The 25,305-nt window shown below is 36.2% G+C and carries 29 protein-coding genes, 1 tRNA gene and 1 riboswitch; of the genes, 8 read left to right on the top strand and 22 right to left on the bottom strand.

Going from position 1 to position 25,305, the window contains the following annotated elements:
* Positions 1-29: 29 nt before the first annotated feature.
* The 9 genes from NQ163_RS15225 to NQ163_RS15185 form a co-directional block, all read right to left on the bottom strand.
* Positions 30-596 (bottom strand): cysteine hydrolase family protein, encoded by a 567-nt coding sequence (locus tag NQ163_RS15225; protein ID WP_268191178.1) that lies wholly within the window; start codon positions 594-596, stop codon positions 30-32.
* Between the two features lie 124 nt (positions 597-720).
* Positions 721-1,374 (bottom strand): TenA family protein, encoded by a 654-nt coding sequence (locus NQ163_RS15220; RefSeq protein ID WP_268191177.1) that lies wholly within the window; start codon positions 1,372-1,374, stop codon positions 721-723.
* On the bottom strand, positions 1,362-2,180 hold the full coding sequence (thiD, locus tag NQ163_RS15215; protein WP_268191176.1) for a bifunctional hydroxymethylpyrimidine kinase/phosphomethylpyrimidine kinase: 819 nt from the start codon (positions 2,178-2,180) through the stop codon (positions 1,362-1,364). The genes NQ163_RS15220 and thiD overlap by 13 nt, the downstream gene beginning before the upstream one ends.
* A 12-nt stretch (positions 2,181-2,192) precedes the next feature.
* Entirely contained in the window at positions 2,193-2,840 is a 648-nt protein-coding gene (gene tenA, locus NQ163_RS15210) for a thiaminase II (RefSeq protein WP_268191174.1), read from the bottom strand.
* On the bottom strand, positions 2,837-3,490 hold the full coding sequence (gene thiE / locus NQ163_RS15205) for a thiamine phosphate synthase (RefSeq protein ID WP_268191173.1): 654 nt from the start codon (positions 3,488-3,490) through the stop codon (positions 2,837-2,839). Before thiE ends, tenA begins: the two co-directional genes overlap by 4 nt.
* Entirely contained in the window at positions 3,487-4,284 is a 798-nt protein-coding gene (thiM, locus tag NQ163_RS15200) for a hydroxyethylthiazole kinase (protein WP_268191172.1), read from the bottom strand. The genes thiE and thiM overlap by 4 nt, the downstream gene beginning before the upstream one ends.
* Positions 4,281-4,991 carry a class I SAM-dependent DNA methyltransferase gene (locus NQ163_RS15195; protein WP_120239862.1) on the bottom strand — a complete coding sequence of 237 codons (711 nt, stop codon included), beginning with the start codon at positions 4,989-4,991 and terminating at the stop codon, positions 4,281-4,283. The genes thiM and NQ163_RS15195 overlap by 4 nt, the downstream gene beginning before the upstream one ends.
* A 93-nt stretch (positions 4,992-5,084) precedes the next feature.
* Positions 5,085-5,184, bottom strand: a riboswitch (TPP riboswitch).
* 11 nt (positions 5,185-5,195) lie between these two features.
* Positions 5,196-5,561: a hypothetical protein gene (locus NQ163_RS15190; protein WP_268191171.1), complete on the bottom strand. Its 366-nt coding sequence runs from the start codon at positions 5,559-5,561 to the stop codon at positions 5,196-5,198.
* 63 nt (positions 5,562-5,624) lie between these two features.
* Entirely contained in the window at positions 5,625-5,957 is a 333-nt protein-coding gene (locus tag NQ163_RS15185; protein WP_120240507.1) for a CGGC domain-containing protein, read from the bottom strand.
* A 138-nt stretch (positions 5,958-6,095) separates the two neighbouring features.
* Here NQ163_RS15185 and NQ163_RS15180 point away from each other — a divergent pair, with 138 nt between their 5' ends.
* From NQ163_RS15180 to NQ163_RS15170, 3 genes are all read left to right on the top strand, one after another.
* Positions 6,096-8,804 (top strand): DEAD/DEAH box helicase, encoded by a 2,709-nt coding sequence (locus NQ163_RS15180; protein ID WP_268191170.1) that lies wholly within the window; start codon positions 6,096-6,098, stop codon positions 8,802-8,804.
* Between the two features lie 104 nt (positions 8,805-8,908).
* The gene (locus tag NQ163_RS15175; protein ID WP_268191169.1) at positions 8,909-11,161 is read left to right on the top strand and encodes an ATP-dependent helicase; all 2,253 of its coding nucleotides are present in this window, start codon (positions 8,909-8,911) and stop codon (positions 11,159-11,161) included.
* A gap of 8 nt (positions 11,162-11,169) precedes the next feature.
* The gene (locus NQ163_RS15170) at positions 11,170-11,586 is read left to right on the top strand and encodes a hypothetical protein (protein WP_268191168.1); all 417 of its coding nucleotides are present in this window, start codon (positions 11,170-11,172) and stop codon (positions 11,584-11,586) included.
* Here NQ163_RS15170 and NQ163_RS15165 read toward each other — a convergent pair.
* Positions 11,574-12,269, bottom strand: a complete 696-nt coding sequence (locus NQ163_RS15165; RefSeq protein ID WP_268191167.1) for a hypothetical protein — start codon at positions 12,267-12,269, stop codon at positions 11,574-11,576. The genes NQ163_RS15170 and NQ163_RS15165 overlap by 13 nt on opposite strands.
* Positions 12,270-12,453: 184 nt before the next feature.
* On the opposite strand from NQ163_RS15165, the gene NQ163_RS15160 reads away from it, so the two are divergent.
* Both NQ163_RS15160 and NQ163_RS15155 read left to right on the top strand, forming a co-directional pair.
* Entirely contained in the window at positions 12,454-12,837 is a 384-nt protein-coding gene (locus NQ163_RS15160) for a C-GCAxxG-C-C family (seleno)protein (RefSeq protein WP_268191166.1), read from the top strand.
* Positions 12,834-13,094, top strand: a complete 261-nt coding sequence (locus tag NQ163_RS15155; RefSeq protein WP_326493333.1) for an NUDIX domain-containing protein — start codon at positions 12,834-12,836, stop codon at positions 13,092-13,094. Before NQ163_RS15160 ends, NQ163_RS15155 begins: the two co-directional genes overlap by 4 nt.
* Before the next feature lie 126 nt (positions 13,095-13,220).
* Here the strand turns inward: NQ163_RS15155 and folK are convergent, their stop codons facing one another.
* Genes folK through NQ163_RS15140 form a run of 3 tightly spaced genes read right to left on the bottom strand, consistent with a single transcriptional unit; the run spans position 13,221 to position 14,691 of the window.
* Positions 13,221-13,592 (bottom strand): 2-amino-4-hydroxy-6-hydroxymethyldihydropteridine diphosphokinase, encoded by a 372-nt coding sequence (folK, locus tag NQ163_RS15150; RefSeq protein WP_120239870.1) that lies wholly within the window; start codon positions 13,590-13,592, stop codon positions 13,221-13,223.
* A gap of 10 nt (positions 13,593-13,602) precedes the next feature.
* Positions 13,603-13,959: a dihydroneopterin triphosphate 2'-epimerase gene (folX, locus tag NQ163_RS15145; RefSeq protein WP_268191165.1), complete on the bottom strand. Its 357-nt coding sequence runs from the start codon at positions 13,957-13,959 to the stop codon at positions 13,603-13,605.
* A 9-nt stretch (positions 13,960-13,968) separates the two neighbouring features.
* Positions 13,969-14,691, bottom strand: coding sequence for an SDR family oxidoreductase (locus NQ163_RS15140; protein WP_268191164.1), 723 nt, complete (start codon positions 14,689-14,691; stop codon positions 13,969-13,971).
* 156 nt (positions 14,692-14,847) lie between these two features.
* On the opposite strand from NQ163_RS15140, the gene NQ163_RS15135 reads away from it, so the two are divergent.
* The gene (locus NQ163_RS15135) at positions 14,848-15,507 is read left to right on the top strand and encodes a B3/B4 domain-containing protein (protein ID WP_268191162.1); all 660 of its coding nucleotides are present in this window, start codon (positions 14,848-14,850) and stop codon (positions 15,505-15,507) included.
* 78 nt (positions 15,508-15,585) lie between these two features.
* Here NQ163_RS15135 and NQ163_RS15130 read toward each other — a convergent pair whose 3' ends face one another.
* The 7 genes from NQ163_RS15130 to NQ163_RS15100 form a co-directional block, all read right to left on the bottom strand.
* Positions 15,586-16,305: an energy transducer TonB gene (locus NQ163_RS15130; protein ID WP_268191161.1), complete on the bottom strand. Its 720-nt coding sequence runs from the start codon at positions 16,303-16,305 to the stop codon at positions 15,586-15,588.
* A gap of 188 nt (positions 16,306-16,493) precedes the next feature.
* Positions 16,494-17,195 carry an energy transducer TonB gene (locus NQ163_RS15125; RefSeq protein WP_268191160.1) on the bottom strand — a complete coding sequence of 234 codons (702 nt, stop codon included), beginning with the start codon at positions 17,193-17,195 and terminating at the stop codon, positions 16,494-16,496.
* A 66-nt stretch (positions 17,196-17,261) separates the two neighbouring features.
* Positions 17,262-17,966 (bottom strand): energy transducer TonB, encoded by a 705-nt coding sequence (locus NQ163_RS15120; protein ID WP_268191159.1) that lies wholly within the window; start codon positions 17,964-17,966, stop codon positions 17,262-17,264.
* A 98-nt stretch (positions 17,967-18,064) separates the two neighbouring features.
* The gene (locus NQ163_RS15115) at positions 18,065-19,879 is read right to left on the bottom strand and encodes a M56 family metallopeptidase (protein WP_268191158.1); all 1,815 of its coding nucleotides are present in this window, start codon (positions 19,877-19,879) and stop codon (positions 18,065-18,067) included.
* Between the two features lie 13 nt (positions 19,880-19,892).
* The gene (locus tag NQ163_RS15110; RefSeq protein ID WP_120239878.1) at positions 19,893-20,267 is read right to left on the bottom strand and encodes a BlaI/MecI/CopY family transcriptional regulator; all 375 of its coding nucleotides are present in this window, start codon (positions 20,265-20,267) and stop codon (positions 19,893-19,895) included.
* 166 nt (positions 20,268-20,433) lie between these two features.
* Positions 20,434-21,216 (bottom strand): amidohydrolase, encoded by a 783-nt coding sequence (locus tag NQ163_RS15105; protein ID WP_268191157.1) that lies wholly within the window; start codon positions 21,214-21,216, stop codon positions 20,434-20,436.
* 11 nt (positions 21,217-21,227) lie between these two features.
* Entirely contained in the window at positions 21,228-21,776 is a 549-nt protein-coding gene (locus tag NQ163_RS15100; protein ID WP_268191156.1) for a 1-acyl-sn-glycerol-3-phosphate acyltransferase, read from the bottom strand.
* 183 nt (positions 21,777-21,959) lie between these two features.
* On the opposite strand from NQ163_RS15100, the gene NQ163_RS15095 reads away from it, so the two are divergent.
* On the top strand, positions 21,960-22,970 hold the full coding sequence (locus NQ163_RS15095; protein WP_147375967.1) for a YitT family protein: 1,011 nt from the start codon (positions 21,960-21,962) through the stop codon (positions 22,968-22,970).
* Between the two features lie 57 nt (positions 22,971-23,027).
* On the opposite strand, the gene NQ163_RS15090 is transcribed toward NQ163_RS15095, so the two are convergent.
* Both NQ163_RS15090 and NQ163_RS15085 read right to left on the bottom strand, forming a co-directional pair.
* Entirely contained in the window at positions 23,028-23,750 is a 723-nt protein-coding gene (locus NQ163_RS15090) for a sigma factor-like helix-turn-helix DNA-binding protein (RefSeq protein ID WP_268191155.1), read from the bottom strand.
* Between the two features lie 124 nt (positions 23,751-23,874).
* The gene (locus NQ163_RS15085; protein WP_268191154.1) at positions 23,875-24,684 is read right to left on the bottom strand and encodes an SDR family oxidoreductase; all 810 of its coding nucleotides are present in this window, start codon (positions 24,682-24,684) and stop codon (positions 23,875-23,877) included.
* A gap of 528 nt (positions 24,685-25,212) precedes the next feature.
* On the opposite strand from NQ163_RS15085, the gene NQ163_RS15080 reads away from it, so the two are divergent.
* Positions 25,213-25,285: transfer RNA gene (locus NQ163_RS15080), tRNA-Lys, on the top strand.
* Positions 25,286-25,305: the final 20 nt, after the last annotated feature.

Here is a 25,305-nt window from a genome sequence, read left to right as displayed (position 1 = left end):
TCCATTGTCTTTGGAAAGATCGATTCACACTACTTAAGCTGCTCCCATAAATCTGACAAGGTAATTACCATTGCAAACTCCTCATGCAAACTGGCCAATGCCGTATCATGAATCAGCTGAGCAGGATATTTTTCTCCATTCACTCCTATTTTATCGAAGGTGGCAATAGCATCTTCGATTAAATAGGTTTCGAAGCCAAAGTTCCCTGCCATTCTGCTTGTGGTAGAAATACAATGGTCGGTAGTTAAACCAACAATCACCAATTTTGAGATCCCTTTTTCATCGAGTTGCTTTTTCAAATCAGTGCCAATAAAGGCCGAATTTACATTCTTCTGAATGATGGGTTCATTCTCAATTGGTTTTGTTAAATCCATGAACTCGTTGCCAGGCATATTGGGTTCCAAAGGTGAGCCCTTAGTAGTAGAACAGTGTTGAACATGATATAAAGGCAAGCCTTTATCGCGCCAGACTTTTAGAATTTTTGAGGCTTTCAGTTCTGCATCCGGATTGTTTCTTCCTCCACCCCAATACTCAATATCTTCAAATCCTTTTTGAAGATCGATTAATAGCAATGCTGTTTTATGGTCTATTTTCATCTTTTAATATCTTTTCTACTATAACGAATCAAGGGTTAAAAACACCTAAAGTTGAAAAAAAACTTTTGCATTACCAGTTCCTTTAACAAGTCAAAGGGTGACTTATAATATTTTTGAGTATTAGTTACCCTTTGACTGAAAGTTCATAAGGTTCTTCGAAAACAGCCAATTCATGCCTACAGGCTTCAAGAAAAGCTACTTTCACTTGTTTTTTACATTCCGATTCAACAGAATTACACTCAACAATTTCAATAAATTTTTGAGTGTAATATTGGTACTCATCACCAGCATAGGTATCGATAAATTTCTGGTACGGATTATTGCTAACATTCTTTTGAATAATGACATCTGCAACAGCACCATAAATCCAAAAACAAGGCAATAATGCAGCATAAGCTACTTCCAGAGGTGAGTTCTGCGCATGAGTCAGCAAGAAATTGGAATAATCGGCGAAAGCCTTAGACTGATTTTTAGCTTCTTGCAGATTAAAATGCTTTAAATACTCATTCCTCAACACAAACTCAACTTCTAAACCATCCTTTTCCAGACTTTTAAAGAAATCTCTATCCACATCACTTTTACTCCTTGCAGCTACCCTTCCCAGCGCTTCGGCATCCTTTTTCAAATAAAGAATATCCTGAGTCAGGTAATGTGAGAAACTCTCTTTGCTTAATGTACCTGTCGCCAGTTCGTTCACAAAGCGACAGGAAATTAATTGTTGATATACAGGGAAAGCAGCTTCCCAAAGTTCTTTTGTAAAAGTGCCTACTGCTTGCATGTTTCCAAAAAATGGTAAAAATGATTTACAGGTCCGTGCCCTTCTCCTATTTCGTAATCTGCTCCTGCAATTATTGCATTATTGATGTAATCCTTGGCCTTTTTAGCAGATTCCTGAAGATCGTATCCTTGCGAAAGGAAAGCAGCAAATGCCGATGACATTGTGCACCCGGTTCCATGAGTATTTTTTGTGATCATGCGAAGAGATTTCATCTCTACGCTTTCCTGCTTTTCAAAATCGAAAAACACATCTATCAACTCATCCTCATTCAAATGTCCTGCCTTAAGCAAAACTGAAACTTTGTATAGATTCGACAGCTCAGCAGCACATTCAAACACATCTTCCTGTGTTGGGATTTGTCTTCCCAAAAGAATTTCTGCTTCGGGAATATTGGGAGTGATCACCTTCACCATTGGGATCAACACCTCTTTTAAAGTTACAATGGCCTCATCCAACAACAACTTATCACCCGAGGTTGCCACCATTACAGGGTCGAGAACCACATTTTTGATTTGATATTTTTTTAGAGCATCGGCTACAACATGAATGGTTTCCGAAGAATGCAACATTCCAATTTTTATGGCATCAGCACCAATATCACTCAAAACCGCATCTATTTGCTCTGCTAATATCTGATTGGGAATCGCATGCACATTACTTACACCCACTGTATTTTGTACTGTTATTGCAGTAATAGCAGTTGCTGCATAGGAGCCACATGCCGAAATGGCTTTAATATCAGCCTGTATTCCTGCTCCACCGCCAGAATCGCTTCCTGCAATGCTTAAAACTTTATTGTATTTCATTAATTTACTTTTTTATACTGGCCATGTTTCCTTTTTGTAGGCACTGTCCCAAAACATCCATTCCATTTTAGATGCTTTTACAAAGGCATTCCACATTTTTCTTCTCTTCTCAATGGAAGTATTCGCAGCCAAATGGTCGCATATTTCTATGGCTTTTTTAACCGCTTGAGCAAACTCTTCACCTCCATAGGTATCTATCCAATTTTGGTATTGATTGTCTTTTTGATCCTGATTTTTGAGAATATAATCTCCCACCTTTTTATAAATCCAAAAACAAGGTAAGACTGCTGCTGCGGCTTCTTCAACCGAGGCGGTAGCCAATTGCTTATGAATAAAAGAAGTGTAAAGCAAACAAGAAGGTGATACACTACCATTCTGTTTTTGATCTTTCAAATAAAACTGATGCAATGCTTGCTCAACCGCAACAGTATCACTGGCAAAGTTTAAAAAGTCTTTTCTTTGTTCTGAGTCTTCCAGTTTAACAGCAATTCCTGCCAGTACTTTACCAAACTCTGCCAAATAAAGTGAATCCTGAGTCAAATAAAATTTAAATTTTTCTTTATCCAATTCGCCACTCATCAGTTCAATTATAAAAGGATGCTCCAGTATTTGAGTATAAATTCCTTCAATTCTTCTCCAGGCTTCTTCAGACCATTTCATGAATCAATTTCTTTAAGTGATAAACTCTTGTTAACGATTTCCTTCAGTTCTTTTGCTGCATTGCATGGATCTTCAGCACAAACAATCGCCGAAACAACTGCAATTCCATCTGCTCCAGCCTTAATGACATCTGCTGTATTTGTCGAATTGATTCCTCCAATAGCCACAGCCGGATGCTTTGAAAAACTCATAATTTCCTTCACACCATCCAATTCCAAAGGCTTGGCAATATCATTCTTGGTTTGAGTAGAAAATACCGGAGATAAACCAATGTAATCAACATCAAGTTGGTTTGCTTGCCTTGCTTGTTCAATATTCTCAACCGAAAGTCCGATAATTTTATTTGGCCCTAATATTTTACGAGCCACATGATATGGCAAATCGCTCTGACCAATGTGCAAACCATCAGCATCTACCGCCAAAGCAATATCTAATCGATCATTAATAATTAAAGGCACTTTATATTTTTCAAGCACTTTCTTGACTGAGCCAGCCAGCTGGTAAAAATCTTTTGAGTTTGCCTCCTTTTCTCGGATTTGCACCATGCTAACACCTCCTTTTACTGCCTCTTCAACAATATCTTCAAGCGCTTTACCATTGGCTAATTCCTTATCTGTTACCAGATATAAGTTTAAATCTTCTCTGTTCATTCTACCGCACAAAATGCTTGTTCAATTTCAACTTCGCTCAGCTTATACAAACAATCCAGAAAATGCATTTGCATACTTCCAGGTCCATTTGCTTTTGCACTTGCCAGTTCTCCGGTAATTCCCATTACTGTCATTCCATTAACGGCTGCTTCAAACAAATTATCGTTGGTAGCAATAAAAGCTCCCAATAAAGCAGTTGCCGTACATCCCATTCCAGTTACCTTTTCCATCATCGAATTTCCAAAAGCAACCCTTTCAACTCGATTCCCATCGGTGATATAGTCTACCTCTCCACTGATTACAACAATACACTCATGCAATTGAGCCAAATATTTGGCAGAATCAAGAGCTGATTTTGTAGATACAACACTATCAACACCCTTGGTTTTCATTTCCTGATTCACCAAGGCCATGATTTCAGATGCATTTCCTCTGATAATTTCCGGATTGCAATTGTTGATTATTCTCGTTGCTATTTCGTTTCGGTAAGCTGTAGCTCCAGCGCCTACAGGATCGAAGACAATTGGAATTTTTCTTTCATTGGCCCTTAAGCCTGCAATAATCATCGACTCAACCCATTCTTTTGATAGGGTTCCCATATTTAACACCAAAGCAGAAGCAATTCCAACCATGTCCTTTACCTCTTCCTGGGCATGTGCCATAACCGGCGATGCCCCAATGGCAAGAAGTGCATTGGCAGTATTATTCATCACCACATAATTGGTGATATTGTGTACTAAGGGAGAATTTTTCCTGATTGCTTCCAGGTTTTCTGTAATCATTTTTGGGTTCATAGCATCTGGTTTTTCACAGCACAAATCGCTACATAATCACCACAATCATATCCTTCAATTGGTTCTTCGGCCACCTGATTTGAATACAGAGGATGCTTGGTTAGTGTTTGTGCAAATTGAAGATTCTTAAAGTTAGCATTTTTTATGATATCGATTTTCTCTGAAGTGGTTCTCCACTTGGCAACTTTAACCAATTCTATTGGATATGGATCTCTTGGATGAACTCCTCCTAATAATTCATGATCCCAGGTGCCCACTGATTTGGCCAAGTTGTAAAGAACACCATAAGAACTCTCTTTGGGAACATCAATCATTACAATTTTACCACCAGGACGCAATGCTTCATAAGCTTTCTCAACAGCCTTCTGTAAATCGGTAATATAACTTGGAGTACCATTAAACAGAATTGTATCGAACTTTTCTTTACCCAATTCCATTTCTTCGGCCGTGGTAATTTCAACATTTAAACCTCGTTCTTTGGCAATAGCTGCCATTCCTTCTGAAGGTTCAATACCATTCTTAATGCTAATACCGAATTCTTTGTCCAAAATGGTTTCGAACAAACCACTGCCACATCCTACCGAGAATACTTCTCCTGCATTTTCTAAGAAATGTGCCACCAATTTTACTTCCGAATAAAGAACATTTTCATTTTCCAAAAACCATGCATCATAATCCGATGCATATTGATTAAATTTTGATCCCATTTTATGCTTTTGTTTTAAGTATTTTGCACAACAGCAGGAAACAAAAAAACCGCTCCACGAAAGTGAAACGGTTGTATCTATATCTTAAAAATTATATCAGACAAATCGTTTCCCTACGCTACTATTATGCAGATCAGGTAAAAGGGTAAAATCTCAGCCTGAATACATGATTCAAGCACCCCTAACGTTTCGACAAAGGTAAAATTATTTCATGAAATCTCTTGTATTTGTATAATAACCCGGAATAAAATATTTGGCTGGATCCTGGGCTATTCGTTCGTGATAACGAACACTTTCATAAAATGCTTCTGTAAGATGTAATGCAACTCCTAAAACTTCCTGTCCAACAGTAAACGATTCTTTCTGGTAACTTAAATTACCCAAATTTGGCCTCTTAAATTCCATATGATCCTCTAATACGATCACGTCCTTTTTTACATCAAAATTAAAAGGAGCTTTCTGTTCCTTGTATTCTTGCCATTTGTTCAGGTATTCATCTTCATTTGTTGATTGCGCAGCTATGGACAAAGCAATCAACAAAAAAACGAATAGCGCACTTATTGACTTCATAACATTGTGATTTGATTATGATTTAAATTTAAGCTTATCATTACTAAAAAACAAGTGAATGGCTCAATGAGTCCAATCCAGGAGAATTGCCTTAGCACCAACTTGTTTCTCTATGGCCTTTTTCATTGTTTCGAAATGCGGACAAGGATATCCAATCGGATTTCCTCTCTTGATACATGAAGCCATGGCTATAATTTCTGCTCCTCTTTCTATCATCATTTTTGCTCTTGTTACAGCTTTTTTTCCCGGGCAGCCTCCACAAGTAACAAAGCCTGTAATTTCACAAGGTCCATATTCCTTAAATGCTAATTTTCCGGAGCTAGCCACCTTAAAATCTGCACTACCAGGACACATGTCCTCAGTTTGCTGGCAACGTATAATTCCTACTTTCTTCATCAACTTATAATTACCCATAAATTAAAACACAATAATAAAATATTGTTCTCTCATCATCAAACGATTTCTATTGAAATCAATTCTCCAATATAAAAATCCTTTGTTTTAGATTAACTTTGGAGCTTCACTCATTAGATTATGCATACAATACAAGAAATATTGGCAACATACGCCAATCGAATTCTATCAAAAAAAATATTGCCAGCCCGTAAAGCCAGCTTCTCATCCATTCCTGATGAAATGAATCAAGAATTGAAAGATTGCATACAGCAAATGGGCTACAAACAATTGTATTCTCACCAGGCTGAAATGTACAAGGAGGCCATGCAAGGGAAATCGGTAGTAATTACTACCGGAACAGCCAGTGGAAAATCTTTATCCTTTTACCTTCCGGTGATTGAGAGAATACTTGAGAACCCTAGCCGAAGAGCTCTTTTTATCTATCCTACCAAAGCTTTAACCAAAGATCAACTCCGAAATATTGTTGAGTTTGTAGAGTATTTTGGCAAACATCGCATACAAGCAGGCATTTACGATGGAGACACTCCTGCCAACGAACGATCCAGAATTCGTGAGGAGGCCAATATCATTCTTACCAATCCGGATATGATTAACGCCACTTTTCTTCCCAACCACAATCGATATGGTTTCCCACATTTGTTTGCCAATCTCGATTTTATTGTAATTGATGAGCTGCATGCCTACCGTGGCGCCTTTGGTTCACATGTTTCAAATGTAATGCGCCGTTTGCTTCGAATTTGCAATTATCATGGCAACACACCCAAGTTTTTATGCAGTTCAGCTACCATTGCCAATCCGGCTGAACTGGCTGAGAACATCTGTCACCAGCCTTTCGAATTAATTGAAAAAGATGGATCGCCAGCACCTGAGAAAGAAATTCTTTTTTGGCAACCCGAATTCATTAAAGAGGCACAAAGAAAAAGATCGGTAACCGAAGAGTTAAAAGGTGTGCTACCCGATTTAATAGAAAATTGCACTCGTGTAATCACCTTTTGCATGTCGCGCAGAGAAACCGAGGTGGTAACCAAAGAGTGCCGTGATATTTTGGCACAAGATCCTTTAAAACTAGGTCCTGATTTCTCGGATAAAATATCGGCTTACCGTGGTGGATATACTCCTTTGGAAAGAGCCAAGATTGAAAAGGATTTGGTAGAAGGCAATATTTACGGTGTTGTATCAACTTCGGCATTGGAGTTGGGAATCGATATTGGTGCTTTGGATATGGTAGTAATGGGTGGATTTCCGGGAACTCGAGCTAGTTTTTGGCAGCAATTGGGACGAGCAGGTAGAAAGGGTAACAAAGCCTATGCTGTTCTAATGCTGAAGGAAAAACCAATGGATCAGTACGTAGGAATGAATCCGAACTGGTTATTGCAATCGGAATCGGAAAATGCTGTAATCGATAAGAACAATTTATACATACAGTTGGCACACATTCGCGCGGCTTCGGCCGAACTGCCTCTTAGCATAGATGATCTCGCCACATTCCCTGATTTGGGAGAGATCATCCCCTTGTTACAAAAAGAGGGTGAAATTAGCGAGCACAATGCGCAATATCAATGGAGTGGTCAGGTATCACCAGCACACGAAATCAGCTTAAGAAACATTACCAGCGATACCATTAAAGTGGTTGATCGCGAAAAGGAAAAAACCATCACTACGGTGGATTTGGTTCAGGCAAAAAAGGAATTTTACCCTGGTGCCATTTATCTGCACGATAGCATACAGTACAAGAGTCTTGATTTGGATTTGGAAAGCAAAACCGCTTGGGTGAAAGAGGTAGATTCGAATTACTACACAGAGCCTCATAAACCAGGCACAATAGACATTTTAATGGAACATGAACAAAGTGAGAAGCACCGAATTTATTCCTGTTTTGGCGATGTTCGAGTAAGTGTTTTGGTATCGGGCTATAAAATGATTCAGTTCAATACACATCAAAATCTAGGCTACGAAGGGCTATCGCAGATTTTACAAACTCAAATGGAAACCGAAGCCTGTTGGATACAAATTCCTGACAATGTGGTAAAAGTATTTGTCGCAACGGGTAAAGCTCCAAGTTTAGAGCCTCAAAAGCCTTTGGGCGAAGACAAAAGTATTCCTCGGTTCGATTATACCGAAGGATTGGTACATTGTTTAAAAGCCGCGGCAGCCATGCGTGTTATGGCTACCCATTCCGATTTGGGTGGTGATATTTTTGGTTTTGCACATCCTAAATCGCACAAACACAAGCATGCTGTTATTTTATTCGATGAGTATCCTGGAGGTCTTGGTTTTTCGGAGAAAGCTTTCGAATTTATCGATGAGATTATCAAAAGCGCAGGCCAATTGGTAAAAAATTGCTCCTGTAAAGAAGGTTGTCCGGCTTGCGTAGGAGATCATAGAATTAACAAGCATCTAATTCTGTGGGCACTTCGTTCCTTTTACAAGGAAGTTGATTTGCCAAAAGACATCAAAATTGATGGTTTAACGAATTACAAAAACTCTCCTGCACCGAAAATAGACTGGAACAGTTTAAAGGAAAATTGGCAGATCCTTTTAAATCGATTTGAAAAGGAAAATTTATTTGGCTCGCGATTTCTAAAGCAAAGCAGTGCATCAGAAATTAAAGATTCTCAATTGATTCTGTATTATTCCGACAGCAGCTTAAAATTGGCACAAAAGCCTGAAGTGATAGAAGGAATCAAATCCGAGTTATCGAAAGTAATTGATTTACCAAAGCATTTTGAATTGCTTTTGCGACCAGATGATGGAGAGGCCAATTTAAAAAATCAGCTAAAGCTGCAACGCATGATGAGTAATGGTAAAGGGTATATGAACAATTAGAGAAACTCTTATTAAAGGCCGATAAAAACACCTATAAAACAGATCATACAATACATTTAAGATTGAGCTTAAAACACCTACATAGAAAATTAAAGAACAGTGAATTGGAAAATTCAGAATTCGACCCGATTTCGGCATTCGAATCTTTCGAAACTCCTGTAAATCACCATATCATTCCCTTGGAACGCTATACCGAACCAAAGGAGGATTACAGCGCTATTGTCACGAAAGTGGAAGCGAAAAAGCCACAATTGGCTTCTGCTTTAAAAAAACTCAATTTGTATCAGCAACAAGCTGTATTTTCTGAGGATCAGAAACTATTGCTCTCGGCGATGGTAGGAAGTGGAAAAACTACAGTACTCACGCATAAAGTATTGTACCTACACTTTATTAAAGCAGTTCCCCTATCGCAAATGGCGGTACTGACTTTTACCAATAAGGCCGCACGTGAAATCAAAGAGAGAATACTATCTTTCTACGAAAATTCAACACTGCCAGGTAGTGGTGAATTGAGATACTTTGGCACTTTTCATTCGGTTGCTCGCCAATTGATTAAGGAACATCCCAATTTGCAGGAATTGGGCTTCACTCCTACTTTTTCAATTATGGATCAGGAGGCAAAAGAAGATTTTTTGCAACGCTTAATTGTAAGTCACGAGTTAGATGTAAAATATCGAAACAAACTGGACAAACGATTAAAATTGTACCGAATCGAAAAGCAGGTTATCTATGGAAACATGAAAAACCCAGATGATTTGGTGCAGCTTTTAGGTGTTTCGCGCAAAGAGAAACAAGCCAACAACCTGATGGATTTTGATGATTTAATATCGGTGGCAAACTGGTTGTTAAAACTCAAAAAAACATTTGTTCCCCAATGGATTGTTGTAGATGAGTTTCAGGATTGTAATGAAGAACAAATTGAACTGATTCAAAACCTGAGTGATGAAGGAAATCATTTTTTTGCCGTTGGCGATCCCAATCAAAGCATTTATGCATGGCGAGGAAGTACGAATGCAATCTTTCAGAATTACATAGATGATCAATCCTGTGCAATTATGAAATTGCCTTTGAATTACAGAACATCAGGACAATTGCTTAATGCCGCTTCCTGCCTGTTGCAACAGGATAATGATGCATTGCAGGCTACTCGTGACCAAGGAAAAAAACTGATTATCCGAAACCATTTCGATGATCATCAGGAAGCCTATTACTATGTACAAAAATTTAAAGAAATACACCAAAAAGGAACGCCTTATACTGAAATTGCCATTTTGTTTCGCACCCGACAGCAAATTGCCATATTCGAATCGATTTTTCAATTGGAAGGCATTCCTTGCGAAGTGGTAAGCAAAACCAAATTGCGAGAACAAGCAGCTCTTTTTTGGTTAAAGAATATTCTCCTTTCAGGATTACATCCAAATGATATAGATAGCATTCTGCGTGTATTTAGTTCTGGTGATTTCGGTTGCCTAAAAGCTGGAAAAAGATTATTATCAGCATTCAACAAATTCACAGAGGGAAAAGAGTTTGCCTCAAAACTGGAAGCTTTTTCATGCTTCTTATCAGAGAAATATAAAAAACGCAGCCAATACATTAAGCTTTGTCAACGCCTAATGGGATTGGCAAATTACTTGCAATCTCAAAAAAGTGATGTTGACCTGTACCAGTATTTATCGCTCGATTTCTTTTTAAAGCCAACATCAATCAACTATAAGGATGATGTTGCGGATATCAAGAATGCATTAAACGAATTGGATCGTTATACATCAAAAAACTATTTTGGCGATTGGTTGGAAATCTACCGGGCGGCCATGAGCCTGGTAAGCTTGGAAGGACATTTTCAAATTAATTCGGGCTTACAAGAGGAAAAGAAAGGAGTACGTTTGCTTAGCATTCATGCTGCAAAAGGATTGGAATTCGATCATGTATACTTAAGTGGAGCCAACAGCGGAATTATTCCCTTGGAACGCAAAAAAGCAGGATACGATCATTTAAAAGAAGAAAAAAGACTACTGTTTGTTGCGCTTACGCGAGCAAAGAATCACATGGAAATATCCTGGCATACCAAATCAAGTGCATGGAATGCACAAGATGGACCTTCCTATTTCTTGAATTCGATTCCAAGTGCTTTGGTTGAAAAAGTAAGCAGCGTTCCTGTCCGGAATTCTGTGGAAGAAAACTCTCCGGAAGTAGAATCGAATGATGGTTCCAAATGGAAGGTTGGAACAAAAGTAAAGCATCCAAAATATGGAACCGGCGAAATTAAATCTTGCAATGAGCAGGATGTAGTTTGTGATTTTGGTAAATTTGGAGAAAAGAGTTTTGCCTCAGCTTGGGCTCCATTGGTTAAAATATAAAGAGAAATATGTATCAAAAAGACTATGTTTTAAGAATGATTGAGATGATCGGTGAATTGATTGCTCAAATTTTAGGCTTACTGAATAAAAAGAATACAAAAAAAGCATCTCAGATTCTTGAGAATGCATATCGTGATTTTCTGAAGGAAGATGCTTCTTTCTTTAAGAGTATACCGAAAGAAAAGCTAACCAATAGTTTATTACAAGAACACAATTTTACCGATGAACACTTGCAAGTGTTAGCAGAGTTATTTTATGCTGAAGCCGAAATACAAAACGCAAAAGAACAAAAAGCCCTCGCAAACGAATATTACGAGAAATCTTTAATTCTATTTCGTTTTGTAGCTGAAAATTCAACTAATTTTTCCATAAGATTAGAACAGAGAATTAATTTGCTTGAAAAGAAATTGAATCATTCGTTGTAAGCATTTCGGTAGGATTGATAAAAAACTTCCTCAAGGGGATCAATTCGAATTGAATTATCTTTCTTTTCAAATTCCAGTTGTTGATACTTCTTATGGAACTGATTCCTCAGATCATCATCAACAAGTTGATATTCAAGGTAAGTTTTAGATTTGTAATAATGGATGATTGGAATCAATTCTTTTATCGAGTCATTTTTAACATGTAAGACTCCATAATACTTTGATACTGAATCTTCTTGCACACTAAAATCAATCAAACTAAAAACATTATTGGCAAGATTAAGCTTTTTATAACCAGATATTTGTCTGGTTTCAAAATGCCTTTCCAAATTATAAATATTCCGATCGGATTTGTAAAAAGCTCTAACCCGATGTTTTGCTGGCCTGGATTTTGAGACTTCAAGAGAAATAAGATTTCCAATCCTCTGTTTTGATTGCGCTCCTTTTAATGTATAAGAACCATCATACCAGCCATTATCAACCTGGTAAAAATATCTTACCGTTTGTTTCCAATTCACCTGTCCTCCAAAAGAAACGGTATGAATTTTTGTATCATAGATTACAGCATCTTGCTTACATGTTTTACCCCAAAAGAAAATCGGCAACTTAAAACCATTCCATGCATAAAAAGCAACAAAAGAGAGAAATACAATTCCAAAAGCCCATGGGTTAATTTTATTCATACGATTACTGATTTAGCTACACTTATACTATAATTCTAATAATATATTAAATGTAGTTAAATATAATATTTTTCCGTGATTATTACATGCATATGACAAATTTCATGTTCTAAAAGACCTAATTTAATTGGTGTTTCATTTAGGAAACCGCTACATTTGTTGATAACCAACTTGAACCTTTACAATGAGTTTTTTCCATAAGAGAACAAAAGCAGATACTGCTTTAAAATATTTTCATAAACCTCCCGGATATTACAATTGCGCCCAAGCAATTTTTAAAGCCTTCCAGGAGGAATACAAAATCACAAACAATCAGATTGTTGAACTTGCCAAATTTGGCAATGGGAAAGCACCCAATGGATACTGTGGAGCTTACTTTGCTGCTTTGGAACTGATTAAAGACAAGCCTGATTTAAAAGATGAATTTACCAAAAGATTTCAAGAAAAATCAGATCATTTGACTTGTTTCGACATCAGGTTTAATTACACAATGTCATGTAAAAACCTGGTAAAACTTGCTGCCAACCTACTGAACGAAATTGATTCAGAAAAAAAAGATTCTGAATGAAAGCCATTCAGGTAACTGTTGCAATTATCCGAAAAGGAGATTTTATTTTGGTCGCACAAAGAAATCATCACGATGATTTAGGATTAAAATGGGAATTTCCAGGTGGAAAAATAGAAGCAAACGAAACTGATGAAGAATGCATGGTTCGAGAACTTCATGAAGAATTTGGCATTCAATCAATAGTAACAACCTTCTATCTAACAAAACACTCACAACTATGGCAAAAAAATCGTTTGCCTAAAAGCTTTTTTTGTTGAACATGTATCGGGAGAATTTCAAAAACGAGTACATCAAAATATCAAGTGGATACATGTTAATGAATAGAAAGACATGGATTGGGCTCCTGCCGATATCAAGTTAGTCGATTTACTTCTTGAGCATCTTCAATCAAGCAATTGATTTACCGAATCACGTAAAAAATCTCTGGTATGGTAATCTTCATCAACAATATCTCCATTCCACACCACAATATCAAGGTCAATTACTCTCGGACCAAATTTAGGCAAGCTTCTGTCTCTTCCCATCCTATCCTCCAGTCGCTTCAGGTAGTTTCGAAATTCATCAATATCATGTTGCGTTTCTACTTTAACCGCTCCATTAATAAAATCATCCTGATCGGTAATACCTATAGGTGCAGTTTTAACCCATGATGAATGCTTTCCCACCCTATGGTCTTTTGCAAGCAAACATAACATTCTTTTGATGTTTTCATTGGGATTTATATTTGATCCTATTCCAATAATGCACGAGTTCATGTTTTTTAAATTAGATTTTTCGATTTGCTTCAAGTTCTATGGATACTGATTCAGCGAATCGCAATGCATGAGGCTTATCAACTTCTACTTTAGCCCATTCCACATTGGGATTTTTCATGATCAAATCCAGAACCTGCTGAGTCAAATTTTCAAGCATTTTAAATTTGCCTTCTTGTACCAAAGCAATTACCTTTTTCGTAATCACTTTATAATTGTACGAGTTGTCAACATCATCATTCTTAATGGCCTCACTAACATCGGCTTTAATGCACATATTAATTACCACATCCTGTTTGTTTCTTAGTTCTTCAGGATTAAATCCAATGTATGTTCTAATCAGTAAATTTTTAACGCGAATAATTGCCATAATCTAATTTTATAAGAGTTGTTCTCCACCATCGCAATACAATATCTGTCCGGTCAAGTTGTCGTTTTCCAAAATGTAATCTATCGATTGAAGAATTGGTTTTACTCCTCCTGTTTTTTTCATCGGAGTTTTATTGGCCAAATTCTTTAAATATTCCTCTCCTTTTCCCTCTGGTGGCAAAGTTACACCTGGTGCAATTCCATTTACTCGTACATCTGGTGCACATTCTAAAGCCATCATTTTTGTAAGATGTGCCAATCCCACTTTGGAAATGCTATAAGCAGCATGAGAATTTGAATACCCAGAAATTCGTGTATCTAAAAAATTAATAATTAAGCCTCTATTGTTATTTAAAACAAAATCTCTTGATACTATAAATGGAGCTTTTAAATTCACATCCATCTGCAGGTTAAAAAGCTTTACATCCGTTTCCCGAATAACACCAGGATCAAAAACCGAAGCATTATTTACCAATAAATCCAATTGCTTAAAGTGATTCATCACCTTGTCTATCAACTGCTCCAATTCCAATTCATTGCTCAAATCACATTGAAAGATTTTGAATTTTTGTGAAGGATATGTATTGATCAATTTTGCTTGCAACTCGAGAGCTTCTTTTTTAGATGAGTTGTAGTGCAGTGCAATATTATATCCCTTAGCTGCCAAATGTTCAGCCACCTCTTTTCCTATTCGTTTTATAGCTCCTGTTATTAGGGCATTTCTTCTTGTCATTTCAAATGATTTTATCGCTTTCCATTAAAATTAAAAAATATTCAAGCTTTTAAGAAATTTATGATAAGATAATTTAAAGATTCACAGAAAATATCATTATTTAATTCCTATTTTTGATTTTTGGATTTAACTATTCTTAAATTTAACAGGTAACAAATGATAAATATTCTAATTGAGGAGGAACTTAAAAGCACATGGCCTGATCTTAAACTAGGAGCTATTCAATGTAATGTTGAAACACAAGAGGATTGTCCGGAACTTTGGAAGGAAATCAATGAATTCATTGAGAGAAAGGAAAAAGAATTAGATCCTGAAAAAATAAGACAATTACCGAGTGTAAAAAGTACAAAATTGGGATATCGCAAAATTGGTAAGGATCCAAGCAGATACAGACCTTCTGCCGAGGCTTTACTAAGAAGAGTTGCAAGTGGCAAAGGCTTGTATAAAATCAATAATGTTGTAGACCTTTTAAATTTGGTCTCGATTGATAGTGGATTTTCCATTGGTGGTTATAATGCAGAAAAAATAAATGGTGATATTCGGTTAGGAATCGGAAGAAAAGATGAACCTTATAAAGGAATAGGACGTGGTGAATTAAATATTGAGTTCTTACCGATTTTCAGAGATGAATTGGGAGCTTTTGGAAGCCCTACCAGCGATTCTGTTCGCACATCGATTACCAATGAATGCTCACAATTTTTAATGATAATTTTAAGCTTTCAAGGAAATCATGAATTACAAAAAGCAATGGACTTTGCCGTTTCATTACTACAAAAACATGCCAAAGGAGACAAGATTGAAACACGAATCATATAAAGTAGAAAAGTCCGCACATCAAATGCGGACTTTCGTTTTCAAGTCTGAGTAGTAATTTAACGTAACACTTACCTTAATTCATTGTAATACAAATTTAATCACTGAAGTATAGGATACATTAACAGGTTTACCACGCTGTTTTCCTGGCGAAAACTTTGGTAAATTCTTAATCACACGAATTGCCTCCTGATCCAAAGAAGGATCAACACCTCGCAATACCTCAACATCATAAATACCACCATCTTTACCCACTATAAATTTTACAAATACCCTGCCTGTAATTCCATTTTCCTGAGCCAATACAGGGTATCTTAGGCTTTTGTATATGTGTCGGTACAATTCTGCATCGCCCTCCTTCCTGGTTTTACAAATATCAGGTCGAAAAATTGGCATTTCTTCAACAATAACAAAGATTTGAGCTTCATCCTCTTCCTCTTCTTCTGCTACAACTTCTCGAATAGGCTGAATATCCACTTCTGTTTCCTGGTTGATTTCTTCCTCAACAATTTCTAACTCTTCTTCTAGTTCAACATCATCTTCAACAATGGTGATAACATCCGCAATCTTGATTTTAGGAGGTAGTTTGGGTGGAGCCTTTATTTCTTCCTGCCTGGTAATCGGAACCATTTCCTCATCAATTGTAAATTCTGCTTCCGAAGTAAATTGGGTAGCTTGTTTTACATTTGATCTCCATTCAAACGAAACAAAGGTTACAGCCAGAGCCACGACCATCCCAATTTCAAAGAATAAGGATTTCCGCTTTTCCAAATCAACATTTGGATTCTTTTTAGGAATCATAGCTGTTCATTTTAATGGTAACAAATTGCGATCAACAATAGGTGCATTTAGAGCATGATTCAATAAGAACCATGCTAAAATCGTACCTCATGAGAGGATGAGTTCAAAGAACGTTTTACTTATTAATAGTACGAATTTTGATCTTTATTGTTTCGAAAAAACCGAACAGCTACACTTTGATATTCAACCTATTGCAACCTAAAGTTCACAAAAGCAGAATAATATACCGGAACAGGTTTTAATCGTTGCATGCCTGGTTTAAATTTTGGCAAGCTTTTAAGTACCCGAATGACTTCATTGTCCAAAATTGGATCAACCGAACGAGTGATTTCGATATTAGAAATATCGCCACTTTTGGTAACTACAAACCGAACATATACTTTACCTTGCAGCCCTACTTCTTGAGCTGTAACCGGGTACTTTACAGATCTCTGTAAGGTTCGAAACAGATCCATATTACCCTGTTTGTAATTGTCATTTTTATCAGGATTAAAAACCGGCATATCTTCAACAAGCGCAAAGGGTGTTTCTTCAACCAACTCTTCTGGATCTTCCGTAACCACAAATACCACCTCATCATCAGGATCACCAAATGAATCCTCAGGCTCATAATCTATTCCTTCTTCTTCATTGTCTACCAATAAAGGTGTAAGCAACTCTATTTTCTTAATTTTTGGTGCTTCTTTAGGCTTTTCAGGTTCACGATAAGTAATTGGTATCAACATATCCACATCGTCCAATACCTCTACAACAATATCTTTGGGCTCATCAAATGGAACCTCGTATTCGAAGGCAGTTAAAACCAACACAAAACTGCAAATCAATCCAAACTGCAGAAACATGATTCTTTTCTTCTCCAAATTATATTTAGCATTCTTCTTCTCTTTCATAGCTCTTTGAATTAAAGGTTCAACAACATCTCACAACTAATTTCTTAGTTAATATCTATAAAAAAATTATTGCAGTACAAACGAAATATATCCGCTAAACCATACACTAACAGGCTTATTTCTTTGTTTTCCAGGTTTAAACTTAGGCAGATTACTTACTACTCTAATCGCTTCCTTATCCAAAGATGGATCAACAGAACGAACTACTTTAATATTTGCAATTTCACCTGTTTTGGTCACAACGAATCTTACAAACACTTTTCCCTGTATACCATTTTCTTGAGCAATTGTAGGGTAACGAGTCATTTTCTGCATGGTAATGAACAAATCACGTTGTCCTTGTTCGTAGGTTTTGTTCTTTTTAGGATTAAAAATTGGCATCTGCTCTACTTTCACAAATGGCGTATCTTCATCAACTTCTTCTACATCTTCATTCACAGCAACAATATCAAATTCATCATCTTCTGATAAGCTTGCATCTTCGATCTCAAGATCTTCAATTTCTTCGTCGTCATCTGCCAATAAAAGTTCTGCTAATTCCATCAACTTTACCTTTGGTTGTTCTTTGGGTTTTGGCTTATCCTGAACAGTAACAGGGATAATTTCATCCGTTTCTTCAAGGATATCCATAGTCAACTCCTCTGTTTCGGCAACTGGTGTTTTGTACTCAAAAGCAGCTAAAACAATTAAAAAACTGAGTAGAAAACCGATTTGTAAAAACATTCCTCTTTTCTTTTCTAAATCGTAACGGGGATTCTTTTTTACTTCCATAACATTGAATTTTGGTTAGACAATAAATTGGTTTTGGGTGTTATTCCTAAAGAATTAGTCCCTAGAACTAATTTCTTAGTTAATATACGTAAAAAATTTTATTTATTCAAAGCAAAACGGATAGGAATTGTATAACTCACCTTAACTTTAATTCCTTGTTGCTCTCCAGGAATCCAATAAGGCATACTATTTATAACACGAAGAGCCTCTTCATTTAATTCCACATTCGCACCTTTAATAATTTTTGCATCTGATACACTGCCATCTTTATTCACATTGAATTTTACATATACCTTTCCTTCGTAACCTTGCTCAGCAGCTAAAATCGGATATCTTAAATTTCTGGCAACCCACTTTCTTAAGCTTCCATTTCCTCCAGGGAATTCTGGCATTTTCTCAACAACAGTATATTCTTGATTGTAATTTTCTAATTTCGCTAAATTATCAGTATGATAATCCGAAGCATTTTTAATTCTTGCAAGAACTGGTTTTCTAATTAATATAGGTTGTTCAATTGCAAAATCTTTCAACTTAAAATCAACTGGCAATGTATAAGCCACATTTACCAAATTGCCTTTGTGCTTACCCGGTGTCCAATTAGGTAATCCCTTTACCACTCTCAATGCTTCCTTATCCAATTCAGGAGAAACACCTTTATTTACATATACATTTTTAACTTCTCCTGATTTCCCAACAACAAAACTAACAAATACCATTCCTTCCGTTTGGTTTTTCTCTGCCTCTTTAGGATATCTCATTTCATTGGTGATATACTTTTTCAGTACATTAATACCACCAGGATATTCAGGCATTTCATCAGCAATTCTATAAATTTGATTAGGGCTAACTTCTTCCTTATGCTTTAATGCTGAAATCCCACTTGTAGCTGACCCTTGAATAAAGTGCAATTCATCATCGTAAGTAGAATATTCTCTGTCTGAAAAAGAATAAAATTGTTTTAATCCATCAGGAATAAATTCTTTAAATGAAAAGTTTTGGGAATTTTTTTTCTCTTCTTCAATCGTAAAAGCAAATGCTGATAGTAATACCAAAACAATTGGAAGCAACAATAAAAGCTTAACCAGCGCAATCTTAGGAGTTTTAATTTTACCCAACATCGAAATTCTTTTCTTCAATGTTGATTGACCAAAGTTATTTGCCAACCGGAACAAATCTCCTCCTGCAAATTGATTGACAATATGCATTTTGTATTCATTCGGATTAACCGAACCATTCACCACCTTGTCATCAGCTAAATATTCGTGTACTTCCTGAATAGAACTTTTATACATCCAAACAAATGGATTAATCCAAAAAACTACCGTAAGCACCTCCAACACTAAAAGGTCAAATGTATGCAATTGATCCACATGTACTCTTTCATGTGCCAATATGGAAGCAAACCCAGGCTTTTTATAGTCCTGGTTACTTACGAAAATTGCATTTAAGAATGAGAATGGCGGATAATCATCCTTCATTACTACCAACTGCACTCCATTCTCACGAATTCTTTTATTTGTTCTGGTCCAAATAAACAATTGAATCAGGTTTTTGAAAAAACGAAGAGTCAGCAGCAATAATCCGATCAGGTATACAAATCCAATATATTGATACCAATTAATATGATTATCGGCAGTAACCACAACTTCCTCCAACATATTCGCACTTAAATATTGCTGAGAAGTTAATACCACCGCATCAAGCATTGCATAGTCTGATGTTACCGGATTTGATTCTACCTGAAAAGGTATTTTAAGAGATGGAATAAGTAAGGAGGCGGCCAAAGTCAGCATCAAAAACACACGGTTGATCCTGAAAAAGGTATCCCTTTTCAGAAACAACCAATACAAGGCATAAAAGAATGCCATGCAGATTGCTGATTGTAAGAAATATAGAATTACGCCTGTTACCATTCACCAATAAATTTTAAGAGCTTTGCTTTTTAATTTGCTCTTCAACCATTCTTTTAACCTCTTCCAATTCCGATAAACTAACCTGCTCTTCCTTTGCAAAGAAGGATACCATATCTCGGTATGAGTTCGAGAAATAATTTCTTACAAATCCTTTCATGAATTTGCGCGTGTACTCTTTTTTGGTAATTAATGGGTGGTATCTATGACTTTTACCGAATGCAACATGTCCAACAAATCCTTTTTTCTCAAGAATTCGAACAATTGTTGAAACTGTATTGTAAGCTGGTTTTGGTTCAGGAATGAGCTCAATTACTTCCTTTACAAAGGCACTTTCAAGTTCCCAAAGGATTTGCATCACCTGCTCTTCAGCCCTAGTTAATTCTTTCATTATTATTTGTATTATTTAAAGTGGGACAATTCGTTTTTGTTTCTTAAATTTTGTTTTATGACTTCTGACTTAAATATAGAACTATATATTTAGTTTTCCAATACTGATGAATAAAAATCAGCAATAAAATTAATAAGTCTTTGAATCGCTTTATGTAATCGTATTATTATTTGCTTATTTGAAATGAATCTGCATCGAGATGTACAGGAAATTTGGCTCTAAAATCATTCAATTGACTCAAACTTATGCTGTAAGTCTGAATGTTTGTTTTATGATCTTCACATTTTGTAAGAAGCTTTCCTTTGGCATCGAACAGGGATGAATCTCCCGAGTATGATAAATTCATTCCATCTTCACCTACCCGATTCACACCTGCCACATAGCTTTGATTTTCAATAGCTCTTGCTTTTAAGAGGGTATTCCACACCTCTCTTCTAGGCTTTGGCCAGTTGGCAACATATAGCAATAAATCGTATTCATCAATCCCTCGGCTCCAAACCGGAAAGCGCAAATCGTAACATACCAGTGGGCAAATTCGCCATTTTCCAATATTAAAAATCACACGTTGCTTTCCTGCCTGAAAATGCATTTGTTCCTCTCCCATTCGAAACAAGTGTCTTTTATCATACTGAGCTAAAATTCCCCCAGCATTTACAATATACAACCTGTTAAAATACTCCGAATTTTCTTCTACAATAATGCTTCCCAGTATTACAGTTTGAAGTTTCGATGCCCATTTCTGCATCCAATGAATTGTCATCTCAGCAAATGGCGAAACCTTGTTTTTATCCTTCATTAAAAATCCAGAAGTAAACATCTCTGGCAAGACGATTAGATCACTTTCTCTATCAATTTTTCCAAGTAATTCAGAAAAATGATTCAAATTGGCTTCTACATCTCCCCAAATCAATTCGGATTGAACCAAGCTAACTTTTAACAGATCGGACATAACAAACAAATTTACAAGCCAGTAGAAAACTTCTCAGGATGTTTTGGCTTTGAGTTTATATAATTGCTCTTTATCACTTTCATATCCTCATCAACATTACCTGTTGGATAAAAAGGTTCTCCACAAGTTAAGGTTTTATCCTCATAATTGATTTCCGCCATGTAAATGGGCACATTTGCTTTTAAAGCGATAAAATAAAAGCCTTTCTTCCACTCTGGTCTTAAACTCCTGCTGCCTTCGGGCGCAATTGAAATGTATAAGGATTCTCTTTTCGAAAATTCTTCGGCCAATTGATCAGTCATATTCCCTTTTTTCGATCGATCAACCGGAATTACTCCCCACGATTTTAGAAGGTATTTTAATGGAAAAACATAGAGTTCTTTCTTCATTAAAATGGTAGTTTTCACATTGTGCGACAAAAAAGCCAACTTTCCCCAAACAAAATCCCAATTGGAGGTGTGAGGAACTGCAATAATTACAGCTTTTTTTACTTCAGGAATCTCTCCTATATATTTCCAGCCGAACATTCTCATGATCAGCCTACTGATACTTGCTCTCATATTTATTTATTGAATCTAATGCAAAACAATCAATTCTTTATCGGTAAAACAACCTTTCCTCAAAGAAAATCTCTGAAAATAGCACAGATTGGGCCAAGTATTCCTCTAAAAATTATTTATTTTTGCAAAATCTTACTATTCTTACAATTAAATTAAAGCTTACACACTAAAAACATATTCACTTTGGCTTTTATACAAAAAGACGCAATTTTCTCCGGAAAATGGTTTTATAATTACTCACTGGTTATTGCCGGGGCATTTATTATGGCTGCTGGCTTTGTATTCTTTATAGTTCCGCACGATTTGGTTCCAGGAAGTATTTATGGAATCGGGATTGTAATCAACAAACTGACTCAAGGTCTGTTTCCTCAAGGTTTGTTTGGTGCATTAAATCCTACTGATTATACCGGATTCTTCTCGAATATCCTGTACCACTTCATGGATTATTCGAACGATTTGTTCCGAAAGTTTGGAGGAGGAATTCCAGTTGGGATTGCAAGTTTGGCAATAAACATTCCTTTAAGCCTTCTTGGAATTAAAGTTCTAGGACCTCGATTTGGTATAAAAACCATACTGTCTTTTGTTTTGTGTGCTTTATTTTTGGATACAATAACAGCTTGGTGGGGCTTAGTTCCTTTGGTTGATGATGTATTGCTTTCCTGTATTTTCGGAGGTATTTTTATTGGATTTGGCTTAGGCTTAATTCTAAAAGCAAGAGCCACTTCGGCAGGTTCGGATATTTTGGCAATGATTGTTGCTAAATTCGCAAAAACACCGCTTGGGCAAACCGTAATTTATATCGATTTCCTAATCGTTTTGAGTTGTTTATACATCCAACTTGATTGGCAAATTCCTCTGTATTCACTGGTAGTACTATTTATTATAGGTAAGGTTACCGATATTACCTTGCAAGGCTCATCCTACGAAAAGGCCTTATTTATCGTATCTGATAAATACGAAGAAATCAAAAACAAGGTAATTGGAGATATGAACAGAGGCGGTACCTTTTTAAAAGGAACCGGTATGTATGATGGAAGTGAAAAAAATATGATTTTCATGGTGGTAAACCGTCGCGAATTATCGATGCTTCAGGATTACATCCACTCGATTGATCCTGAAGCCTTTGTTACAGTTATGGAAACCAACGAAATTTTGGGAAAAGGATTTAAATCTTTAGATGATAAACCTGCATGATTAAGGTGAATTCAAATGTAAATAATGCAGTTCCTTATAAAACACAAAAAGCAATCCTCATTTGGATTGCTTTTTTATTTTAGCCAATACTCTTTGAAATTTTGTGGTCTGTAGTTCTTTCATTTTATCGCGTAAAATGTCTGATCCGGTAATTGGAATCTCTGCATTACCAATTTTTAAAAACATGCTGAATACCTCCCGATCTGATTCGGGAATTTCAGATAAGTCCATTCGAGATACAAATAAGCGAAGTTGCTCCTCCTCTTCTATACTTGTACTACCTGCATAGTATTTGGTAAGCAATTCGTGATAAGAAAATTCCTTTAGGATTCCTTTAGGGTCAACCTGTGCTCGAACTAACTTTCGTACTTCAGCCAACATCGACTGTACATTATTTAAGCCAAGTCCAACAATTTTGGATATCTCATCAACGCTCATTCTTGACAAAGAGCGCAAACACAAGATTTCAGCTTGAATGGGAGCCAAATCATTCAACAGCTCGCAAAAACGCAATAGCACAGGGCTCACTTCAGTATTTTGATTAAGAACTCCTTTTGATGCAGCTTTACCTTGCATTTCGTTTTTAGCCAAATCTCTGGCAATTTTAAAAACAGGAGTCAAATCGGAATGAGATAGCTCTTTTCTTTTGTTCCAACACTCTTCAAATGTTTTTTCAACGATTTGAATGGTTTGATCAGAATTCTTAAGAATACAAAATACATAGTAGTATATCTTGTTCGCATTGGAAAAGATAAAAGTATTGAAGTGAGATTTGTCCATTAGTCAAGTAGTAGTTGTATCGCTTGATACCAGTTTTAAAAAGTAGATATACTTGCAGGGCTTGTAAATGTTACAAAACGCAAGAAAAAAGCGAGTATTTAAACTCGCTTCAAATTACATTTTTTTATTTCAAAGGTGAATTAGGTTCTTTAGCCATATGGTTATAGGTAAGCTTCTCTAACAGGCTTGGGAACCATTTTTTCAACCATACGGTTAGTTTCCCCTCCATAAAAGTCATAATCAATTCTCTTTTTCGCTTTACAACAGCATTGGCAATTAAACGCGCACATTCTTCGGCACTCATCATCTTGCTTTCATCACGTGGGGTTTCGCCTTGTGATGAACCATCGGCAGTTAATGCTACATTTCTTACATTAGATGCTGTAAACCCAGGAGCTGCTACCAATACATGCACACCTGTTTTTAGGTTTTCAACTCTTAATGTATCCAGAAATCCACGAATGGCATATTTCGATGCCGAATATCCAGTACGAGCAGGTAGGCCAATATATCCAGCAATGGAAATTACACCTACAACCGACCCTTTTGATTTGGTAATATAAGGCATGGCATACTTTGTACAATATACCGTTCCCCAAAAGTTCACATCCATTAATTGTTTAAGTACCGACAATTCCAAATCGGCAAACATGGCTCTCATCGAAATTCCTGCATTGTTAATCAATACATCAATTCCTCCAAATCTTTCAACAGTTTTATCAATTAAATTCTTACAATCCTCCTCTATGCTAACATCGGTTTTTACCGATAATACCTCAATTCCTTTGGCAAGAATTTCCTCTTCTACCTCTTTTAACTTTTCAGTATTTCTTGCCGCAAGTACAATTTTTGATCCACGAGAAGCATATTCGAATGCCAATGCTTTACCAATACCGGAAGATGCTCCGGTAATCACTACGATTTTATCATTCATAAGGAAGATTTATTTTGCAATTTTTGAGTCCATTTGCATGAACTTAGATAATGAATCACAAAATTAGAATTATTTTTTACGGTTTTAGAAACTGTTAAGATTTGTTTTTAGAATTTTTTATCGATGAAAAGTGAAGCATAACAAGGCAAATTTTATTTGAATAGAACCACTATTCAAATAAAATTTAACGAAATTACGCTTCATTTCTTCATATAAAAAAGCTGAAGGATAAATTTTAAACAGTTTTTTAGAAGCTTATTCGATTTTTTGAGATTAAAAAGAAGAACAAATTTTGCTCATTTTTTCACTAAAAACGGGCATTATCATAAGCGAACAAAGCAGTTTTTAAAAGTTTGTATTTTTTTTTCAATTTCTTTTCGGTTTTATATCAAATTACGAACCAAGGATATAAATTAAATTGGGCCTGTTTCTGGGGGCAAAAACCTACAATTTCCACAAAATTGAGTTTGCGATTTAAATTTAATCGCTCTATATTTGCATCGCTTTTGAAAACAAAGGCTACACAATGATTCCTTAGCTCAGCTGGTAGAGCACAACACTTTTAATGTTGGGGTCCTGGGTTCGAACCCCAGAGGGATCACTAAAGACAACCAAAGTCTT

Origin of the sequence: Marinifilum sp. D737 (assembly GCF_026672275.1) — a bacterium.
GTDB lineage: Bacteria > Bacteroidota > Bacteroidia > Bacteroidales > Marinifilaceae > Marinifilum.
Note: the sequence above shows the minus strand (reverse complement) of the source record. Positions and strands in the feature narration are given on the sequence as shown.

Bases quoted from the DNA above. Each gene is read 5' to 3' on its own strand.
- thiM (WP_268191172.1), bottom strand. From the start codon at position 4,284: ATGAACCCAAAAATGATTACAGAAAACCTGGAAGCAATCAGGAAAAAT.
- thiE (WP_268191173.1), bottom strand. From the start codon at position 3,490: ATGAACAGAGAAGATTTAAACTTATATCTGGTAACAGATAAGGAATTA.
- NQ163_RS15140 (WP_268191164.1), bottom strand. From the start codon at position 14,691: ATGACAAGAAGAAATGCCCTAATAACAGGAGCTATAAAACGAATAGGA.
- NQ163_RS15085 (WP_268191154.1), bottom strand. From the start codon at position 24,684: ATGAATGATAAAATCGTAGTGATTACCGGAGCATCTTCCGGTATTGGT.
- NQ163_RS15155 (WP_326493333.1), top strand. From the start codon at position 12,834: ATGAAAGCCATTCAGGTAACTGTTGCAATTATCCGAAAAGGAGATTTT.
- thiD (WP_268191176.1), bottom strand. From the start codon at position 2,180: ATGAAATACAATAAAGTTTTAAGCATTGCAGGAAGCGATTCTGGCGGT.
- NQ163_RS15100 (WP_268191156.1), bottom strand. From the start codon at position 21,776: ATGAGAGCAAGTATCAGTAGGCTGATCATGAGAATGTTCGGCTGGAAA.
- NQ163_RS15195 (WP_120239862.1), bottom strand. From the start codon at position 4,991: ATGGGATCAAAATTTAATCAATATGCATCGGATTATGATGCATGGTTT.
- folX (WP_268191165.1), bottom strand. From the start codon at position 13,959: ATGGCAATTATTCGCGTTAAAAATTTACTGATTAGAACATACATTGGA.
- NQ163_RS15135 (WP_268191162.1), top strand. From the start codon at position 14,848: ATGATAAATATTCTAATTGAGGAGGAACTTAAAAGCACATGGCCTGAT.
- NQ163_RS15220 (WP_268191177.1), bottom strand. From the start codon at position 1,374: ATGCAAGCAGTAGGCACTTTTACAAAAGAACTTTGGGAAGCTGCTTTC.
- folK (WP_120239870.1), bottom strand. From the start codon at position 13,592: ATGAACTCGTGCATTATTGGAATAGGATCAAATATAAATCCCAATGAA.
- tenA (WP_268191174.1), bottom strand. From the start codon at position 2,840: ATGAAATGGTCTGAAGAAGCCTGGAGAAGAATTGAAGGAATTTATACT.
- NQ163_RS15115 (WP_268191158.1), bottom strand. From the start codon at position 19,879: ATGGTAACAGGCGTAATTCTATATTTCTTACAATCAGCAATCTGCATG.
- NQ163_RS15105 (WP_268191157.1), bottom strand. From the start codon at position 21,216: ATGTCCGATCTGTTAAAAGTTAGCTTGGTTCAATCCGAATTGATTTGG.
- NQ163_RS15110 (WP_120239878.1), bottom strand. From the start codon at position 20,267: ATGAAAGAATTAACTAGGGCTGAAGAGCAGGTGATGCAAATCCTTTGG.
- NQ163_RS15125 (WP_268191160.1), bottom strand. From the start codon at position 17,195: ATGAAAGAGAAGAAGAATGCTAAATATAATTTGGAGAAGAAAAGAATC.
- NQ163_RS15190 (WP_268191171.1), bottom strand. From the start codon at position 5,561: ATGAAGTCAATAAGTGCGCTATTCGTTTTTTTGTTGATTGCTTTGTCC.
- NQ163_RS15130 (WP_268191161.1), bottom strand. From the start codon at position 16,305: ATGATTCCTAAAAAGAATCCAAATGTTGATTTGGAAAAGCGGAAATCC.
- NQ163_RS15120 (WP_268191159.1), bottom strand. From the start codon at position 17,966: ATGGAAGTAAAAAAGAATCCCCGTTACGATTTAGAAAAGAAAAGAGGA.
- NQ163_RS15165 (WP_268191167.1), bottom strand. From the start codon at position 12,269: ATGAATAAAATTAACCCATGGGCTTTTGGAATTGTATTTCTCTCTTTT.
- NQ163_RS15170 (WP_268191168.1), top strand. From the start codon at position 11,170: ATGTATCAAAAAGACTATGTTTTAAGAATGATTGAGATGATCGGTGAA.
- NQ163_RS15160 (WP_268191166.1), top strand. From the start codon at position 12,454: ATGAGTTTTTTCCATAAGAGAACAAAAGCAGATACTGCTTTAAAATAT.
- NQ163_RS15180 (WP_268191170.1), top strand. From the start codon at position 6,096: ATGCATACAATACAAGAAATATTGGCAACATACGCCAATCGAATTCTA.
- NQ163_RS15225 (WP_268191178.1), bottom strand. From the start codon at position 596: ATGAAAATAGACCATAAAACAGCATTGCTATTAATCGATCTTCAAAAA.
- NQ163_RS15090 (WP_268191155.1), bottom strand. From the start codon at position 23,750: ATGGACAAATCTCACTTCAATACTTTTATCTTTTCCAATGCGAACAAG.
- NQ163_RS15185 (WP_120240507.1), bottom strand. From the start codon at position 5,957: ATGAAGAAAGTAGGAATTATACGTTGCCAGCAAACTGAGGACATGTGT.